This is a genomic window from Bacillus sp. SIMBA_154 (assembly GCF_046536015.1).
GTDB classification, from domain to species: Bacteria; Bacillota; Bacilli; order Bacillales; family Bacillaceae; genus Bacillus; species Bacillus pumilus_P.
Genome location: NZ_JAWJBV010000011.1, coordinates 79701 through 98379, shown reverse-complemented (window position 1 = coordinate 98379; position 18679 = coordinate 79701). Strand labels below are relative to the sequence as shown.

Annotated in this window: 21 protein-coding genes, 1 rRNA gene and 1 other annotated feature; all 22 genes read left to right on the top strand. The window is 41.6% G+C overall.

All coding sequences use genetic code 11. The features are described 5' to 3' along the window. Positions 1-75: ribosomal RNA gene (gene rrf / locus R0K30_RS24065) — 5S ribosomal RNA — on the top strand; the annotation flags it as partial. A gap of 177 nt (positions 76-252) precedes the next feature. Beyond that, positions 253-717 (top strand): CtsR family transcriptional regulator, encoded by a 465-nt coding sequence (locus R0K30_RS15000; protein WP_034323278.1) that lies wholly within the window; start codon positions 253-255, stop codon positions 715-717. Between the two features lie 14 nt (positions 718-731). Continuing rightward, a complete protein-coding gene (gene mcsA, locus R0K30_RS14995) occupies positions 732-1289 on the top strand; it encodes a protein-arginine kinase activator protein McsA (protein ID WP_180275544.1) in 558 nt (185 codons plus the stop codon). Positions 1290-1293: 4 nt separating this feature from the next. After that, a complete protein-coding gene (gene mcsB / locus R0K30_RS14990) occupies positions 1294-2385 on the top strand; it encodes a protein-arginine kinase McsB (protein WP_230031664.1) in 1092 nt (363 codons plus the stop codon). Continuing rightward, positions 2382-4817 (top strand): ATP-dependent protease ATP-binding subunit ClpC, encoded by a 2436-nt coding sequence (gene clpC, locus R0K30_RS14985; protein WP_034323269.1) that lies wholly within the window; start codon positions 2382-2384, stop codon positions 4815-4817. The genes mcsB and clpC overlap by 4 nt, the downstream gene beginning before the upstream one ends. 93 nt (positions 4818-4910) lie before the next feature. Then, positions 4911-6290 carry a DNA repair protein RadA gene (gene radA, locus R0K30_RS14980; RefSeq protein ID WP_105928548.1) on the top strand — a complete coding sequence of 460 codons (1380 nt, stop codon included), beginning with the start codon at positions 4911-4913 and terminating at the stop codon, positions 6288-6290. A 2-nt stretch (positions 6291-6292) separates the two neighbouring features. Continuing rightward, on the top strand, positions 6293-7372 hold the full coding sequence (gene disA / locus R0K30_RS14975; RefSeq protein WP_099728202.1) for a DNA integrity scanning diadenylate cyclase DisA: 1080 nt from the start codon (positions 6293-6295) through the stop codon (positions 7370-7372). 153 nt (positions 7373-7525) lie between these two features. Then, positions 7526-8626 carry a PIN/TRAM domain-containing protein gene (locus tag R0K30_RS14970; protein WP_099728206.1) on the top strand — a complete coding sequence of 367 codons (1101 nt, stop codon included), beginning with the start codon at positions 7526-7528 and terminating at the stop codon, positions 8624-8626. 13 nt (positions 8627-8639) lie between these two features. Further along, positions 8640-9329, top strand: coding sequence for a 2-C-methyl-D-erythritol 4-phosphate cytidylyltransferase (gene ispD / locus R0K30_RS14965; protein WP_099728201.1), 690 nt, complete (start codon positions 8640-8642; stop codon positions 9327-9329). A 3-nt stretch (positions 9330-9332) separates the two neighbouring features. After that, entirely contained in the window at positions 9333-9809 is a 477-nt protein-coding gene (gene ispF, locus R0K30_RS14960; protein ID WP_249705075.1) for a 2-C-methyl-D-erythritol 2,4-cyclodiphosphate synthase, read from the top strand. A 94-nt stretch (positions 9810-9903) separates the two neighbouring features. Further along, the gene (gltX, locus tag R0K30_RS14955) at positions 9904-11355 is read left to right on the top strand and encodes a glutamate--tRNA ligase (RefSeq protein WP_410611476.1); all 1452 of its coding nucleotides are present in this window, start codon (positions 9904-9906) and stop codon (positions 11353-11355) included. Next, positions 11356-11587, top strand: a binding site (T-box leader). 82 nt (positions 11588-11669) lie between these two features. Then, positions 11670-12323: a serine O-acetyltransferase gene (cysE, locus tag R0K30_RS14950; RefSeq protein WP_034323283.1), complete on the top strand. Its 654-nt coding sequence runs from the start codon at positions 11670-11672 to the stop codon at positions 12321-12323. Further along, a complete protein-coding gene (gene cysS / locus R0K30_RS14945; protein ID WP_099728198.1) occupies positions 12320-13720 on the top strand; it encodes a cysteine--tRNA ligase in 1401 nt (466 codons plus the stop codon). The genes cysE and cysS overlap by 4 nt, the downstream gene beginning before the upstream one ends. Before the next feature lie 2 nt (positions 13721-13722). Then, a complete protein-coding gene (locus R0K30_RS14940; RefSeq protein WP_034323254.1) occupies positions 13723-14154 on the top strand; it encodes a Mini-ribonuclease 3 in 432 nt (143 codons plus the stop codon). Further along, positions 14138-14887 (top strand): 23S rRNA (guanosine(2251)-2'-O)-methyltransferase RlmB, encoded by a 750-nt coding sequence (gene rlmB, locus R0K30_RS14935; RefSeq protein ID WP_099728197.1) that lies wholly within the window; start codon positions 14138-14140, stop codon positions 14885-14887. Before R0K30_RS14940 ends, rlmB begins: the two co-directional genes overlap by 17 nt. Positions 14888-14889: 2 nt before the next feature. Continuing rightward, positions 14890-15402: a ribosome-dependent mRNA decay endonuclease Rae1/YacP gene (gene rae1, locus R0K30_RS14930; protein ID WP_099728196.1), complete on the top strand. Its 513-nt coding sequence runs from the start codon at positions 14890-14892 to the stop codon at positions 15400-15402. A 63-nt stretch (positions 15403-15465) separates the two neighbouring features. After that, positions 15466-16122: an RNA polymerase sporulation sigma factor SigH gene (gene sigH, locus R0K30_RS14925; protein ID WP_008345424.1), complete on the top strand. Its 657-nt coding sequence runs from the start codon at positions 15466-15468 to the stop codon at positions 16120-16122. Positions 16123-16198: 76 nt separating this feature from the next. After that, positions 16199-16348, top strand: a complete 150-nt coding sequence (gene rpmG, locus R0K30_RS14920) for a 50S ribosomal protein L33 (RefSeq protein WP_078061730.1) — start codon at positions 16199-16201, stop codon at positions 16346-16348. 34 nt (positions 16349-16382) lie between these two features. Continuing rightward, a complete protein-coding gene (gene secE / locus R0K30_RS14915) occupies positions 16383-16559 on the top strand; it encodes a preprotein translocase subunit SecE (protein ID WP_008345422.1) in 177 nt (58 codons plus the stop codon). Positions 16560-16730: 171 nt separating this feature from the next. Next, positions 16731-17264, top strand: coding sequence for a transcription termination/antitermination protein NusG (gene nusG, locus R0K30_RS14910; protein WP_034323246.1), 534 nt, complete (start codon positions 16731-16733; stop codon positions 17262-17264). 171 nt (positions 17265-17435) lie between these two features. After that, the gene (gene rplK, locus R0K30_RS14905) at positions 17436-17861 is read left to right on the top strand and encodes a 50S ribosomal protein L11 (protein ID WP_003216956.1); all 426 of its coding nucleotides are present in this window, start codon (positions 17436-17438) and stop codon (positions 17859-17861) included. A 99-nt stretch (positions 17862-17960) separates the two neighbouring features. Beyond that, entirely contained in the window at positions 17961-18659 is a 699-nt protein-coding gene (rplA, locus tag R0K30_RS14900) for a 50S ribosomal protein L1 (RefSeq protein ID WP_003217271.1), read from the top strand. Positions 18660-18679: the final 20 nt, after the last annotated feature.

Genomic DNA, 18679 nt, shown 5'->3' with positions numbered 1-18679 from the left:
GAACACGGAAGTTAAGCTCTTCAGCGCCGATGGTAGTTGGGGGTTTCCCCCTGTGAGAGTAGGACGCCGCCAAGCTTTTCTAAGGATCAGTTCCAGACGGAACTGGTCTTTTTTGTGTTTTTGAGAGGTTTGACACCATATAAATGTGGAAATAATATTGTTAGTTGAGCGATTATCTTGAAAAATCGATCGAAAAAATTTATAGTAAGATTAAAGTCAAATATAGTCAAAGTCAATGGAGGAGGAGGCGGAGTGGCACAAAATATTTCTGATATCATCGAGCAGTATTTGAAGGAAGTCTTGGATCAGAATGGTCGAGAAATATTAGAAATTAAGCGCAATGAGATTGCAGATAAGTTTCAATGCGTACCTTCACAAATTAATTATGTTATCAATACACGCTTTACGAGCGAAAGAGGCTATATCGTTGAAAGTAAGCGTGGTGGCGGTGGCTATATCCGCATCATTAAAGTCAAAATGAATGATGAAGTCGACTTATTGAACCACATTATTTCCCAAATCTATCATCGTTTATCACAGGCTGCATCTGATCATATCATCATGCGTCTTGTAGAAAACAACATTCTATCCGAAAGAGAAGCTAAGATGATGATCAGTGTCATGGACCGTTCTGTTTTGCACATTGATTTACCTGAACGAGATGAACTGCGGGCTCGGATGATGAAAGCGATGTTAAATGCTTTGAAATTAAAGTAAAGCGGGTGAAAAGATTGATTTGTCAAGAATGCAATGAGAGACCAGCCACTTTTCACTTTACAAAAGTTATAAATGGAGAAAAACAAGAAATGCACATATGTGAACAATGTGCAAAAGAAAACAGTGATTCATATGCTATGAGTGGAAACCAAGGTTTCTCGATTCACAACTTATTATCAGGCTTACTGAATATCGATCCTAGCTTTACCACAAGTGCTAACAAAGGGTCATCTATTTTTCAAGAAGCGAGAGAAGTGGATCAATGTCCTAAATGTGGCTTAACCTTTCAGCAGTTCAGAAAAACAGGCCGTTTTGGCTGTGCAGAATGTTACCGTACATTTGATCAGTACCTGAATCCTGTTTTGCGGAAAGTCCATAGTGGAAATACAGCCCATTATGGAAAAGTTCCTAAACGGATTGCCGGCAGTCTGCATGTACGCCGGAAACTTGAGTTGATGCAGCAGGAACTGAAGCAGTTGATTGAACAGGAAGAGTTCGAAAAAGCAGCGGAAGTTCGAGATCAAATTCGTGCATTAGAGCATGAGCAATCTCAGCAGAGGGAGGGAGATTAACGACATGTCGCTCCAGCATTTTATTCAAGACGCTTTAAGTCAATGGATGAAACAAAAAGGACCAGAAAGTGACATTGTTCTAAGCAGTCGTATTCGGCTAGCACGCAATCTAGAGCATGTTCGTTTCCCAACTCAGTTTTCTGAAGAGGAGGCTGAAGCTGTTCTCCAGCAATTCGAGCAGAAGTTTGCAAGCCAGGAAGCGAAGGACGTTGGAAACTTTGTTCTGATTCGAATGAATGAAACACAGCCTTTAGCAAAGAGAGTACTTGTTGAAAAGCATTTGATTAGCCCCAACTTGGCAGAATCAAGATTTGGCGGCTGCTTGCTTTCTGAAAACGAGGAAATCAGTGTCATGCTAAATGAAGAAGACCATATTCGTATCCAATGCCTGTTCCCAGGTTTTCAGCTGGCCAATGCACTTAAAGTGGCTAATCAGGTAGACGACTGGATTGAAGAGCAAGTAGATTATGCGTTTTCTGAAAAGCGAGGATACTTAACAAGCTGTCCGACCAATGTAGGTACAGGTATAAGGGCTTCGGTCATGATGCACTTACCAGCATTAGCTCTCACAAGACAAATGAATCGGATTATTCCTGCAATTAATCAATTAGGTCTTGTCGTCAGAGGAATTTATGGTGAGGGTAGCGAAGCAATAGGAAACATCTTTCAAATCTCAAATCAAATGACACTTGGTCAATCAGAAGAAGATATTGTGGATGATTTGAATAGTGTGACCGCTCAGCTTATTGAACAAGAGCGATCTGCACGAAAAGCCTTATATCAAACATCTAAAATTGAACTTGAGGACAGAGTGTACCGTTCCTTAGGGATATTGGCCAATTGTCGTATGATTGAATCAAAAGAAACGGCAAAGTGTCTGTCTGATGTGCGGCTTGGAATTGATTTAGGTATCATTAAGGGGCTTTCAAGTAATATACTGAATGAACTCATGATTTTGACACAGCCTGGCTTCCTTCAACAATATTCAGGAGGAGCCTTGGAGCCAAATGAACGAGATATAAAACGAGCAGCGATTATTAGAGAAAGGCTGCGCTTAGAAATGCATAGGAATGGACAGGAGGATGAAACGATATGATGTTTGGAAGATTCACTGAAAGAGCTCAAAAGGTATTAGCACTTGCACAAGAAGAAGCCATTCGCCTAGGCCATAAGAACATTGGAACAGAACACATTTTACTTGGTCTTGTACGTGAAGGTGAGGGTATCGCCGCAAAAGCGTTAGAAGCACTGGGCCTTGTTTCAGATAAAATCCAAAAAGAAGTCGAAAGCTTGATTGGAAGAGGGCAAGAGGTGTCTCAAGCTATTCCTCATTATACGCCTAGAGCGAAGAAGGTCACGGAGCTTTCTATGGATGAAGCAAGAAAGCTAGGTCATTCCTATGTAGGGACAGAACATATTCTTTTAGGTCTTATTCGTGAGGGTGAGGGTGTAGCTGCCCGTGTCTTAAATAACCTCGGAGTGAGCTTAAATAAAGCACGTCAGCAAGTGTTGCAGCTGCTTGGCAGCAATGAAACTGGTGCATCAGCGGCAGGATCGAATAGCAATGCAAATACACCAACATTAGATAGCTTGGCAAGAGACTTAACGGCTATTGCGAAAGAGGACAGCTTGGACCCTGTCATTGGCCGAAGTAAAGAAATTCAGCGTGTCATTGAGGTACTAAGCAGAAGAACAAAGAATAACCCTGTTCTGATTGGTGAGCCTGGTGTTGGTAAAACCGCGATCGCAGAAGGTCTTGCACAGCAAATTATTCATAACGAAGTGCCTGAAATCCTGCGTGATAAACGAGTGATGACACTTGATATGGGAACCGTTGTAGCGGGAACGAAATATCGTGGTGAATTCGAGGATCGTTTGAAAAAAGTCATGGACGAAATTCGTCAGGCTGGAAATATCATTCTCTTCATTGATGAGCTTCATACACTGATTGGTGCAGGTGGAGCAGAGGGTGCGATTGATGCGTCTAATATTCTGAAACCATCCCTGGCACGTGGTGAGCTTCAATGTATCGGGGCTACAACGTTAGATGAGTACCGTAAATATATCGAGAAGGATGCAGCACTTGAACGTCGTTTCCAACCAATTCAAGTGGATCAGCCGTCCGTTGATGAAAGTATTCAAATCTTGAGAGGTCTTAGAGATCGTTATGAAGCACATCACCGTGTGTCCATTACAGATGAAGCGATTGAGGCGGCAGTGAAGCTGTCTGACCGTTATATCTCTGATCGTTTCCTTCCAGATAAGGCGATTGATCTAATTGATGAGGCAGGTTCGAAGGTACGCTTACGTTCATTCACGACACCGCCTAACCTAAAGGAACTAGAGCAAAAGCTGGATGAAGTACGTAAGGAAAAGGATGCGGCTGTTCAAAGTCAAGAATTTGAAAAAGCAGCTTCCCTTCGTGACACAGAGCAGCGCTTGCGTGAAAAAGTAGAAGTCACAAAGAAATCGTGGAAAGAAAAGCAGGGACAAGAGAATTCTGAGGTATCTGTAGATGATATCGCAATGGTTGTCTCTAGCTGGACGGGAGTGCCTGTTTCGAAAATTGCTCAAACCGAAACAGATAAGCTTCTGAATATGGAACAATTGCTACATTCTCGCGTGATTGGTCAGGATGAAGCGGTTGTCGCTGTAGCGAAAGCCGTGAGACGTGCGCGCGCTGGTCTAAAAGACCCGAAACGTCCAATTGGCTCCTTTATCTTCTTAGGTCCAACAGGGGTGGGTAAGACTGAGCTTGCGAGAGCACTGGCCGAGTCTATTTTCGGTGATGAAGAAGCGATGATCCGTATTGATATGTCTGAATACATGGAGAAACATTCTACATCAAGACTTGTGGGATCACCTCCAGGCTATGTTGGCTATGATGAAGGTGGCCAGCTGACGGAAAAAGTGAGAAGAAAACCTTATTCTGTTGTGCTTTTAGATGAGATTGAAAAGGCGCATCCTGATGTGTTTAATATCTTACTGCAAGTGTTAGAAGATGGCCGTCTTACTGATTCTAAAGGACGTACAGTTGACTTTAGAAATACTATTTTGATTATGACTTCAAACGTTGGAGCTAGTGAACTGAAGCGCAATAAATATGTTGGCTTTAACGTGCAGGATGAAGGTCAAAATTACAAAGATATGAAAGGCAAAGTAATGGGTGAGTTGAAACGTGCGTTTAGACCGGAATTCATCAACCGTATTGATGAAATCATTGTCTTCCACTCGCTTGAAAAGAAACATCTAAAAGAGATTGTGTCTCTCATGTCTGATCAATTAACAAAACGGTTAAAAGAGCAAGACCTGTCAATTGAACTGACAGAAGCAGCAAAAGCGAAGATTGCCGACGAAGGCGTAGACCTTGAGTATGGTGCTCGTCCGTTAAGAAGAGCGATTCAAAAGCACGTTGAGGATCGACTTTCTGAGGAATTGCTGAGAGGTAATATTGAAAAGGGTCAACATATCGTATTAGATGTGGAAGATGGAGAAATTGTCGTAAAAGCAACGGCTGCTACGAACTAATATAGTAAGAAAAAAGTGTGAGGCATACCAGTCAGATGTATGCCTCCCTTTACTTATTTTCTGATCAGTATAAGGAGTTGTATTCTTCAATCTATGGCTAAGACAAAATCAAAATTTATATGCCAATCGTGCGGTTATGAGTCAGCCAAATGGATGGGGAAATGTCCTGGCTGCGGCACGTGGAACAGTATGACAGAAGAGGTCGTTCGCAAAGAGCCGGCAAACCGTCGAAGTGCTTTTAATCATTCTGTTCAAACCATTCAAAAACCTTCACCTATTTCTGCAATTGAAACATCCGAAGAACCCCGAATTAAAACGAATTTAGAAGAATTTAACCGAGTATTAGGAAGTGGAATTGTCAAAGGCTCTCTCGTTCTCATTGGCGGAGACCCTGGGATTGGGAAGTCCACATTATTACTACAAGTATCAGCACAGCTCTCAGACCAAAATCAGAATGTGTTATACATATCTGGTGAGGAGTCCATTAAACAAACGAAGCTAAGAGCGGATCGCCTCGGCATTGATAGCACCTCTTTACATGTTTTGGCTGAAACCGATATGGAGTATATAACGTCTTCTATACAAGAGATGAAACCCGCTTTTGTTGTGGTGGATTCGATTCAAACCGTTTATCAAAGCGATATAACGTCAGCTCCTGGATCTGTTTCTCAGGTAAGAGAATGCACAGCGCAGCTGATGAAGATTGCCAAGACGAATGGTATTCCGATTTTTATCGTTGGTCACGTGACCAAAGAAGGCTCGATCGCAGGTCCACGTCTTTTAGAGCATATGGTGGACACGGTTCTTTATTTTGAAGGGGAGCGGCATCATACGTTTCGTATCTTACGAGCAGTGAAAAACCGATTTGGTTCAACGAATGAATTAGGGATTTTTGAAATGAGAGAAGAAGGACTCACGGAAGTATTAAACCCATCAGAAATTTTTTTAGAAGAGCGGTCAGCAGGTGTATCTGGTTCGTGTGTTGTTGCCTCAATGGAAGGAACAAGACCCGTTCTTGTGGAGATACAAGCATTAATTTCGCCGACAAGCTTTGGGAATCCACGTAGAATGGCTACAGGTCTTGATCATAATCGTGTGTCATTGCTAATGGCCGTTTTAGAAAAACGTGTAGGGCTGCTGCTGCAAAACCAAGATGCGTATTTAAAGGTCGCAGGCGGTGTGAAGCTTGACGAACCAGCGATTGACTTGGCCATTGCCGTCAGTATTGCATCAAGCTTTAAAGACGCAGCGCCGCAACCAGCGGATTGCTTTATAGGAGAAGTTGGTCTGACGGGAGAAGTCAGAAGAGTATCAAGAATTGAACAGCGTGTGCAGGAAGCTGCTAAACTAGGATTTAAGCGAATGTTTATTCCTCAGGCGAATATAGATGGATGGAAAAAGCCGAGAGGGATTGAGCTAGTCGGTGTAGAAAATGTAGCGGAGGCACTTCGTATTTCACTAGGGGGATCATAGAAATGGAAAAAGAGAAAAAAGGAGCGAGAGAAGTTGATCTCTTAGATATCGTACAGTTTGTGGCACCAGGGACACCTTTGCGGGTAGGGATTGAAAATGTCCTGAGAGCCAATACTGGCGGGCTCATTGTTGTTGGTTATAACGACAAAGTAAAAAGTGTGGTGGATGGAGGATTTCACATTAATTCTGCCTTCTCCCCAGCACACTTATATGAATTGGCTAAGATGGATGGGGCCATTATTTTAAGCGATTCTGGTCAAAAAATCTTGTATGCGAATACACAGCTGATGCCAGATGCAACGATTCATTCATCAGAAACAGGCATGAGACACCGAACGGCTGAACGTGTAGCCAAGCAGACAGGCTGCTTAATCATTGCTATTTCTGAACGGAGAAACGTCATTACTTTATACCAAGGAAATCGTCGTTACACGTTGAAAGATATCGGCTTTATTTTAACAAAGGCCAATCAAGCCATTCAAACACTAGAGAAATATAAAACCATTTTAGATCACGCCATTTCAGCGTTAAGCGCCCTAGAATTTGAAGAGCTTGTCACCTTTGGTGATGTACTATCCGTGCTGCATCGCTACGAAATGGTGCTTAGAATCAAAAATGAAATTAATATGTATATCAAAGAGCTCGGAACAGAAGGACACTTGATCCGTCTTCAAGTCAATGAACTGATTACAGATATGGAGCAGGAAGCGGCTTTATTTATTAAAGATTACGTGAAAGAAAAGATTAAAGATCCATATACTTTGCTTAAACAACTCCAAGATATGTCTAGCTTTGAGCTTTTAGATGATTCCATTCTGTACAAGTTACTTGGATATCCAGCTTCTACAAATGTTGACGATTATGTGTACACAAGAGGGTTCAGATTACTTCACAAAATCCCTAGACTGCCAATGCCTATTGTCGAAAATGTGGTCGAAGCGTTTGGTGTGTTAGATCGAATTATGGAAGCGGATGTACAAGAATTGGATGAAGTAGAAGGAATTGGAGAAGTAAGGGCGAAAAAGATAAAAAAAGGATTAAAAAGGTTACAAGAAAAACATTATATTGACCGTCAGCTGTAGTAGAGAAATTTTCCTCAATTACGGTTAAAAATGGATGAATATGGGTATATTAATGATGCTTTTTGTTTTCTATTGATCATGATAGAAAACTTAAACATATATCAATGTTAGATGAAGGTGGATTGACAGATGAAAAATAAAGGAGGTGAAGGTATGTTAAAAAGAATCGTTCAGGCGTTTTTTATCATTTTTGGTGCAGTTGTGGGGATTTTTATCATTCCAGAGTTATTTCTGCTGTTAAATGTAAAGGACATACCTCTCATAACAAATGCTTACTCTTCAGCACTAATAGGAGCCGCTGTGTTCTTTATCATCGGCCAATGGTGCACAGGCTATGTTGTTAATTGGGTGAAATGGATCGAGGATTCTCTATTAAAGGCGCCTCTTCCTGATCTTATATCTGGAAGTTTCGGTTTAGTATTTGGACTTATTCTAGCATATCTTATTGTAAACGTGATCCCGCTAAACAATATCCCATATCATATTTTTGGTACCATTATTCCGATTTTTCTGGCTTTCTTTTTAGGATACCTTGGATTTCAGGTAGGGTTTAAGAAGAAGGATGAAATGATGGGGCTGTTCTCTCGATCTGCAAAGGTCAGCAAGAAAAAAGGTGCAGCTGATGATGAACCTGAAATAGAAGATAAAAAGCTGAAAATTTTAGACACAAGTGTTATCATTGATGGAAGAATCGCAGATATTTGTCAAACTGGATTTTTAGAAGGAATTATGGTCATTCCTCAATTTGTTCTGGAGGAATTACAGCATATTGCAGACTCTTCTGATGTATTAAAGAGAAATAGAGGCCGAAGAGGTCTTGATATTTTAAATCGTATCCAAAGAGAATTGGACATCAAAGTTGAAATTTACGAAGGTGACTTCGAAGACATTCAAGAGGTTGATAGCAAGCTTGTGAAGCTCGCTAAATTAACTTCAGGTGTTGTTGTGACAAATGATTTTAATTTAAATAAAGTATGCGAACTTCAAAAAGTAGCAGTGTTAAACATCAATGATCTAGCCAATGCGGTCAAACCTGTTGTACTGCCTGGGGAAGAAATGAAGGTACAGGTCATTAAAGATGGGAAAGAGCATAACCAAGGTGTTGCCTACTTAGATGACGGTACGATGATAGTGGTCGAAGAAGGACGCAACTACATTGGAAAAGACATTGATGTGCTTGTCACAAGTGTGCTGCAGACTGCTGCCGGAAGAATGATTTTTGCAAAGCCAAAACTTCTGGAGAAGGCGCTCTAAAGGGAGAACGAACATGTATTATGAAGTAGTTATTCCGGCTGCGGGGCAGGGGAAACGAATGAAGGCCGGCCGCAATAAGCTTTTTATTGAATTGAAAAGAATGCCGGTTATCATTCACACACTAAAGGTGTTTGACGCCCATTCACAATGCAAACGCATGATCTTAGCGATCAATGAAGAGGAGCGTCGTGACTTTGAAAGGCTACTAAAGGTACACGCTTTTCAAACGCCTGTTTCACTTGTCACTGGCGGTGAAGAACGTCAGCAAAGTGTATATGAAGGATTGAAGGCTGTAAAAGATGCGGACATCGTGCTTGTTCATGATGGAGCAAGGCCTTTTATTAAGCATACACAGATTGACTTGCTCGTTAAAGCGGCGATTGAAAAAGGCTCCGCAGTCGTAGCGGTACCAGTGAAAGACACAATCAAACGCGTTCAAGCAGGCAAAGTGGAGCAAACCATTGAACGTCAGAGCTTGTGGGCAGTCCAGACCCCACAAGCTTTTCGTCATTCTATTTTAAAAGAGGCGCATGAATATGCGGAGCGGACAGGCTTCCTTGGAACAGACGACGCCAGCCTTGTGGAACAATTACATGGTGAGAGTGTTTATATTGTCCAGGGAGACTATACCAATATTAAACTGACAACACCAGATGATTTACTGGTTGCCAAGGCAATTATGGATGCGGAAAGAGGGTACTAGATCATGTTGAGAATAGGACAAGGCTTTGATGTACATCAATTAACAGAGGGAAGACCTCTTATTATCGGCGGGGTTACCATTCCCTATGAAAAGGGCCTGCTTGGGCATTCAGATGCTGACGTACTGCTTCACACGGTGGCAGATGCCTGTCTAGGTGCGATTGGTGAAGGAGATATCGGCAGACATTTCCCAGACACTGATCCCGAATTTAAGGATGCAGATTCTTTTCAATTACTTCAGCATGTGTGGGCACTTGTGAAAGAAAAAGGCTATACACTTGTGAATATTGACTGCACCATCATGGCGCAAAAGCCAAAAATGGCACCTTACATTCAACCGATGTGCGAGAAAATCGCAGAAGCGCTTGAGGCAGATGTCACACAGGTAAATGTCAAAGCAACAACGACAGAGAAACTCGGATTTACAGGTAGAGGCGAAGGAATTGCTTCTCAGGCGACAGTGCTTCTTCAGAAAAAGTAAAATCCATTTTGATGAGAATGGTATTTGATGATAAAATACGTTTATAAAAAAATGGTGTCAGACAACATGATGCAGATGAAAGGAAGTTAAACTCATGGGAAATGAAGTGCGTGTTCGTTATGCACCGAGTCCAACTGGTCATTTACATATTGGGAATGCTAGAACGGCTCTTTTCAACTATTTGTTCGCACGCAGCCAAGGCGGCAAATTTATTATTCGAATCGAAGATACGGATCAAAAGCGTAATGTAGAAGGCGGAGAAGAAAGCCAGCTTCGTCATTTGCAGTGGCTCGGCATTGATTGGGACGAGAGTATTGATAAAGATGGCGGCTACGGTCCTTACAGACAATCAGAGCGTAATGATATTTACAAAAAATATTATGACGAGCTGCTAGAAAAGGACTTGGCTTATAAGTGCTATTGTACGGCTGAAGAATTAGAAGAAGAACGAGAAGCACAAATCGCCCGCAGTGAAATGCCTCGATATTCTGGTAAATGCAGTAATTTATCAAAAGAAGAAGAGGACAAGCTCATTGCTGAAGGAAGAGAGCCAAGTATTCGCTTCCGTGTACCAAAGGGAGAAATCATCAAATTTGACGACATGGTCAAAGGTGATATTTCGTTTGAAACAGACGGCATCGGTGACTTTGTCATTGTGAAGAAAGATGGTACACCAACTTATAACTTCGCTGTAGCAGTGGATGATCATTTGATGAAAATGACTCACATTCTTCGCGGAGAGGACCACATTTCGAATACACCTAAACAAATCATGGTCTTCAATGCATTTGGCTGGGATGTTCCGCTGTTCGGACATATGACGTTGATTGTGAACGAGAACCGTAAGAAATTAAGTAAGCGAGATGAATCGATTATTCAATTCATTGAGCAATATAAGAACCTGGGCTATTTACCAGAAGCCCTGTTTAACTTCATTGCATTACTTGGATGGTCTCCAGTTGGCGAAGAAGAACTATTTACAAAAGAGCAATTCATCGATATTTTCGATGTAAACCGACTTTCTAAGTCACCAGCTCTATTCGATATGCATAAACTAAAATGGGTGAATAACCAATACGTGAAAGCACTTGATCTTGATCAAGTCGTTGCATTAACACTTCCACATCTTCAAAAGGCTGGCAAGGTAAGCGAACAGCTGACGGAAGAAGAAAACACGTGGGTACGCAAACTCATTTCTCTATATCACGAACAATTGAGCTACGGAGCAGAAATTGTTGAGTTAACAGAGTGGTTCTTTAAGGAGCAAATTGAGTATAATCAAGAGGCGAGAGAAGTTCTAGCAGAAGAGCAAGTACCAGAAGTCATGGACTCTTTTGCAGGTCAGCTAGAACGTCTTGAGTCTTTCACACCTGATGAAATCAAGGCTGCCATTAAAGCGGTACAAAAAGAAACAGGGCATAAAGGCAAGAAACTATTCATGCCAATTCGTGTGGCTGTCACAGGACAAACTCATGGTCCAGAACTTCCGCAAAGTATTGAGCTACTAGGTAAAGAAACGGTATTAAACCGCATTAAACAAATATAAGGAAAATCGTTGCGAGGGAGAAGTACAATGTTTTCGTCCATCACAGAAAGAGTCTTCACCGGCTGAAAGAGACTTATGGGCAGACGTTGGAAATGCACCCTCAAGACCCTTGAGGAACACGTACGTTAGTATGCAAGGGCGGTACCCTCCGTTACGGGATTAAGTTGAGAAAGCTTGCAAGATAAGGAGCTTTCTAAACAGAGTGGAACCGCGTTTTCAAAACGTCTCTGTCGTTTGGCAGAGGCGTTTTTTATTTGTCCAAAAAAAGAGAGCAAGTCCTAAGAGAGATTGATGGGGAAGAACGGGGGGAGCATGTGTTTTTCAAAATGCTGAAAGAAGATATTGATACTGTGTTTGATCAAGATCCTGCTGCTAGAAGCTATATTGAAGTAGTGCTAACCTATTCAGGGCTTCATGCGATTTGGGCTCATCGTATCGCGCACGCATTTTATAAACGTAAGCTGTATTTTCTTGCGCGGATCATTTCTCAGGTCAGCCGGTTTTTCACAGGGGTTGAAATTCACCCAGCGGCAACCATTGGCAGACGTTTCTTCATTGATCACGGCATGGGTGTCGTGATTGGGGAAACATGTGAAATTGGAGACAACGTCACTGTTTTCCAAGGCGTGACATTAGGGGGAACAGGGAAAGAAAAGGGAAAGCGGCATCCGACCATTTTAGACGATGCCCTCATTGCGACGGGTGCAAAGGTGCTCGGTTCCATTACAGTTGGAAAAGGATCCAAGATTGGTGCAGGGTCTGTTGTGTTAAAGGACGTCCCAGATCATTCCACTGTTGTAGGTATACCTGGGCGCGTGGTCGTTCAAAATGGAAAGAAAATCAATCGTGATCTCAACCATCAAGATTTGCCAGATCCAGTTTCCGATCGTTTTAAAGAATTGGAACGAGAAATGGAAAAGCTAAAACGTGAGCTGGCTTCATTGAGCAGAAAGGAAGAACAATCATGACAATCAATATTTTTAATACATTGACACGTAAGAAGGAAGAATTTGTCCCGCTTGAACCAGGAAAGGTCAAGATGTATGTGTGCGGACCAACCGTTTATAACTACATTCATATCGGGAATGCACGACCGGCGATTGTATACGACACTGTACGTAAGTATTTAGAATACAGCGGCTATGATGTGAACTTTGTCTCAAACTTTACAGATGTGGATGATAAACTCATCAAAGCAGCCAATGAGCTCGGGGAAGATGTCCCGACCATTGCTGATCGGTTTATCCAAGCCTACTTCGAAGACGTCAGTGCACTAGGCTGCAAAAAAGCAGACCTTCACCCGCGAGTAACAGAAAATATGGATGACATCATTGCGTTTATCGCCACATTGATTGAAAAAGGCTACGCCTATGAAGCGGATGGCGACGTGTATTACAGCACGCGTTCATTTGAAGGCTACGGAAAGCTTTCTCATCAATCGATTGATGAACTGAAGACAGGTGCTCGTATTCGAGTAGGTGAAAAGAAAAGAGATGCACTGGACTTTGCTTTATGGAAGGCTGCAAAGGATCAGGAAATCTCATGGGATAGCCCGTGGGGCGAAGGACGCCCAGGCTGGCACATCGAATGCTCGGCCATGGTCAAAAAATATTTAGGTGATACGATCGACATTCATGCTGGCGGACAGGATTTAACGTTCCCTCACCATGAGAATGAGATCGCCCAATCTGAGGCTTTGACGGGGAAACCTTTTGCGAAGTATTGGATGCATAACGGGTATATTAATATTGAGAATGAAAAAATGTCAAAATCACTTGGCAACTTTGTGCTGGTGCATGACATTATTAAAGAACAAGATCCAGATGTACTTCGATTCTTTATGTTATCTGTTCATTACCGTCACCCTATTAATTACTCAATTGATTTATTGGACAGTACAAAGAGTGCTTTTAACAGACTCAAAACATCGTATGCCAATTTACATCATCGCCTTGAGAGCAGCACCAATATAACAGACAACAATACCGAATGGCTGGCGAAGATTGAAGAGCAGCGTGCGACATTTATTTCTGAAATGAATGATGACTTCAATACTGCGAATGCCATCTCTGTCTTATTTGAACTAGCGAAGCAGGCGAATTACTATATGGAGAATGATCATACTTCTGAGGAAGTGATCAATGCATTTATCGGCTTGTTCCAAGAAATCACATCTGTTCTTGGCTTCTCATTAGAAGAAAAGCACACACTTGACGAAGAAGTAGAAGCGTTAATTGAGAAACGAAATGAAGCTAGAAGAAATCGTGACTTCGCCCTGTCTGATCAAATTCGTGATCAGTTAAAGAGCATGAATATTGTATTGGAGGACACTCCTCAAGGTACTCGCTGGAAAAGAGGAGAATAGGCATGTTGAATTTTGAAAAGCTGAAAGACGGTAAACAGTTGAACGGACTTGCGCTTGCTTATATGGGTGATGCCATTTTTGAAGTATATGTGAGGCATCACCTCCTCCAAACGGGGGCGACAAAACCAAATGAGCTGCATAAACGAGCAAGCAAGATTGTTTCAGCTAAATCTCAGGCCGCTATTTTATTTACGCTTCAGCAGCAAGGCTTTTTCACTGAGGCGGAAGAAGCGGTGCTGAAAAGAGGAAGAAATGCAAAATCTGGCACAGTGCCTAAAAACACAGACGTTCAAACGTATCGTTATAGTACGGCGCTTGAAGCGCTCATGGGTTATTTATTTATTGAACAGCAGGACGAACGCTTAGAAGAGCTGATTAGTCAGGCGATTGAAATCGGAACGTCAGGGAGGAAGACAAATGAGTCAGCAACATGATTATGTGATTGGGAAAAATGCAGTGATTGAGACACTGAAGTCAGATAGAGAGTTATACAAGCTCTGGATGGCAGAAAACACTGTAAAAGGACAAGCCCAGCAGGTCATTGAACTCGCTAAAAAGCAAAATATCACCATTCAGTATGTTCCGAGGAAAAAGCTTGATCAAATGGTATCAGGTCAGCACCAGGGAATCGTTGCACAAGTAGCGGCATATGAATATGCGGAATTGGACGATCTGTATCAAATCGCTGAAAAACGGAATGAACAGCCATTTTTCCTTATTTTAGATGAAATCGAAGATCCTCATAATTTAGGGTCCATTATGCGTACGGCAGATGCTGTAGGTGCACATGGAATCGTCATTCCGAAAAGGCGAGCAGTCGGCTTGACAACAACCGTTGCCAAGGCATCCACTGGGGCAATCGAGCATATTCCTGTCGCAAAGGTGACCAATCTCTCAAGAGCTCTTGATGAGATGAAAGAAAGAGGAATTTGGGTCGCAGGAACAGATGCGTCTGCTAAGCAGGATTACAGACAATTTGATGGAACAATGCCTCTAGCTCTTGTGATCGGCAGTGAAGGAAAAGGAATCGGTCGATTGATCAAGGAAAAATGTGATTTCCTGATTAAACTGCCAATGGCCGGGAAGGTCACTTCATTAAATGCATCAGTTGCCGCTAGTCTATTGATGTATGAAGTGTATCGAAAACGTTATCCGTTAGGAGAATAGAGATGGACATCCTCTTAGTCGATGGATACAACATGATAGGTGCATGGCCTCGTTTGCAGCACTTAAAGGAAAACAGCTTTGAAGAAGCCAGAGACGTACTGATTCAAAATTTAGCAGAATATCAAGCATACACAGGGTATCGAGTCATTGTTGTATTCGATGCCCATATGGTCAAAGGAATCGAGAAAAAGCGGACAAACCACCGAGTAGAGGTCATCTTTACAAGAGAGAATGAAACGGCTGATGAGCGGATTGAAAAGCTGGCGCAGGATTTGAATAATATTCGGACGCAAATACATGTGGCGACCTCTGATTTTACGGAACAGTGGGCGATCTTTGGGCAAGGTGCTCTTCGCAAGTCGGCTAGAGAGCTTTTAAGAGAGATTGAAGTGATTGAACGAAAGATTGAAACACGGGTCAAAAAGATTACTTCTAATAAACCAGCATCCAAAATTGAATTGTCAGAAGATGTATTGAAAACGTTTGAAAAATGGCGGCGTGGGAATTTGGAATAGCTTGACGATATTTCAACCATTAATGTATAATATTTCTATCTAGGTGCGGTCGGGGGGATCGAAGTGAATCTAAACAACAGCAAGGGTAAGTCCATCAGAGAGCAATTTTGCCAGTTGGAAGATGAACAAGTCATTGAAAGGGTTCATGTCGGAGATAGTGATGCGCTAGATTATTTAATTACGAAATACCGCAATTTTGTACGTGCGAAAGCAAGATCTTATTTCTTGATTGGAGCGGATCGAGAGGACATTGTCCAAGAGGGAATGATCGGACTTTATAAGTCTATCCGCGATTTCAGAGAGGACAAGCTTACTTCATTTAAGGCTTTTGCAGAATTATGTATTACCCGCCAAATTATCACCGCAATTAAAACAGCTACTCGCCAAAAACATATCCCGTTAAATTCCTATGTATCATTAGACAAGCCGATATACGATGAAGAATCGGACAGAACATTGTTGGATGTCATTTCCGGTGCTAAAGCGCTTAACCCAGAAGATCTAATCATTAGCAAAGAAGAATTTGATGATATTGAAATGAAAATGGGTGAACTATTAAGCGAGCTGGAAAGAAAGGTACTTGTGCTTTATCTTGATGGCAGATCCTATCAGGAGATTTCTGAAGATTTAAACCGTCATGTGAAATCAATTGATAACGCACTCCAAAGAGTAAAGAGAAAATTAGAGAAATATTTAGAGCTGCGCGAGATCAGTCTCTAGTCAAACCTATATTGACAGCTTTTTCGACACTGTGATAAGGTACTAAGGAAATGATGTCGAGAAAATAGGTGTAAATATGAGGAAAAAAATCACTCTAGCCTGTAAAGACTGCGGAAGCCGCAATTATACGACAATGAAAAGTGTTGCTTCAGCAGCTGAAAGATTAGAAGTTAAGAAATATTGCAAGAATTGTAATTCACATAAAACACATTTAGAAACGAAGTAAGATTTGCGTTCTTTAATCTGTGGAGGTCTTTTACATGCGTATTATCAGTTTCTTAAAAAGTGTCGGAAAAGAAATGAAAAAGGTCAGCTGGCCAAAGAAAAACGAAATGGTCCGCTACACAATCACTGTTATTTTAACAGTCGTCTTCTTTGCAATCTTTTTCTCTTTTCTTGATATAGGAATCTCACAATTAATCGAATTAATTCATTAATACTTGAATAATGGTCTGCTGAACGTGCTATAATAGATCATAATATGACTTGCCAAAAAACCCGTTTTACGGGTTTTTTCAATTGCTTGAAAATATTTACCGGTACTCGATATTCGTCAAATAGACATTATGAAATGTGGGGAGGGAAGGACTGAATAGTCCTGATCTAAAATGGAAAAGAATTGGTATGTTGTGCATACGTACTCTGGTTATGAAAACAAAGTAAAAGCGAACTTGGAAAAGCGTGTTGAATCAATGGGCATGCAGGATAAAATCTTCCGTGTAGTCGTACCAGAGGAAGAAGAAACTGATTTTAAAAACGGTAAGAAAAAAGTGGTCAAAAAGAAAGTATTCCCTGGCTATGTACTAGTGGAAATCGTCATGACTGACGATTCTTGGTATGTTGTTCGTAATACACCGGGTGTGACAGGATTCGTTGGATCAGCTGGGTCAGGCTCAAAGCCGACAGCGCTATTACCAGGCGAAGCTGAAACCATTCTGAAGAGAATGGGTCTTGAAGAGCGCAAAACAGAAATCGACTTTGAGCTGAAAGAAACAGTCAAGGTCATCGATGGACCATTTGCTAACTTCACAGGATCTATCGAAGAGATTGATTACGATAAAAGCAAAGTCAAAGTATTCGTTAATATGTTTGGTAGAGAAACACCTGTTGAACTTGAGTTCACGCAGATCGATAAATTGTAATTCAAAAGAGCTTGAAATGAGTGTATAGAAGTGGTAATATAGCAAAGGTACGTCTTGAGTTCACTCAAGATCGCTAGCTAGTTATTTCGTCATTCATATAAAGAATGAAGTTGTTGAGTGGGAGGGGGATTCCCCTATTACCACATCACGGACTTTAAGGAGGTGTGTCTCGTGGCTAAAAAAGTAGTAAAAGTTGTTAAATTGCAAATTCCTGCTGGAAAAGCTAACCCAGCTCCACCAGTTGGACCTGCACTAGGTCAAGCCGGTGTTAATATCATGGGATTCTGTAAGGAGTTTAATGCTCGTACAGCTGACCAAGCTGGTCTTATCATTCCTGTTGAAATTTCGGTTTTTGAAGACCGTTCATTTACATTTATTACTAAAACTCCACCTGCTGCAGTATTACTTAAAAAAGCAGCTGGTATTGAGTCTGGTTCTGGTGAACCTAACCGTAATAAAGTGGCAACTGTTAAGCGTGATAAAGTACGCGAAATCGCGGAAACAAAAATGCCTGACTTAAACGCTGCCAGCGTTGAATCAGCTATGCGCATGGTTGAAGGTACTGCACGCAGTATGGGTATTGTCATCGAAGATTAATTTTTTGTCTTGTTGGGTTGCGAGTTTGGTTTTGACAAGTTCGCAACCCTTATTCGTGGGAGGTTATTCCGCTAAAACCACATAAGGAGGATTTTTATAATGGCTAAAAAAGGTAAAAAGTATGTAGAAGCTGCTAAGCTAATCGAACGTACTAAAGCGTATGATGTAGCTGAAGCTGTTTCTCTTACAAAAAAAGCAAATACAGCGAAATTTGATGCGACTGTAGAAGTTGCTTTTCGTTTGGGCGTAGACCCTCGTAAAAACGATCAACAAATCCGCGGTGCAGTTGTACTTCCTAACGGAACTGGTAAAACTCAACGCGTTCTTGTGTTCGCTAAAGGCGAAAAAGCAAAAGAAGCAGAAGCTGCTGGAGCAGACTACGTTGGAGATTCTGATTACATCACAAAAATCCAACAAGGTTGGTTCGATTTCGATGTAATCGTTGCGACACCTGACATGATGGGTGAAGTTGGTAAGATCGGTCGTGTACTTGGACCAAAAGGTCTTATGCCAAACCCTAAAACAGGAACTGTTACATTCGAAGTAGAAAAAGCAATCAATGAAATCAAAGCTGGTAAAGTAGAATACCGCGTTGATAAAGCTGGTAACATCCACGCGCCAATCGGAAAGGTTTCTTTCGAGGACGAAAAGCTTGTTGAGAACTTTGCAACAATCTATGACACAATCCTTAAAGCAAAACCTGCAGCGGCTAAAGGTGTATACGTGAAAAACGTTTCTGTTACATCTACTATGGGCCCTGGCGTGAAAGTGGATCCATCTTCTTTCTCTGCAAAATAATTCTTGACTTATCACAACCG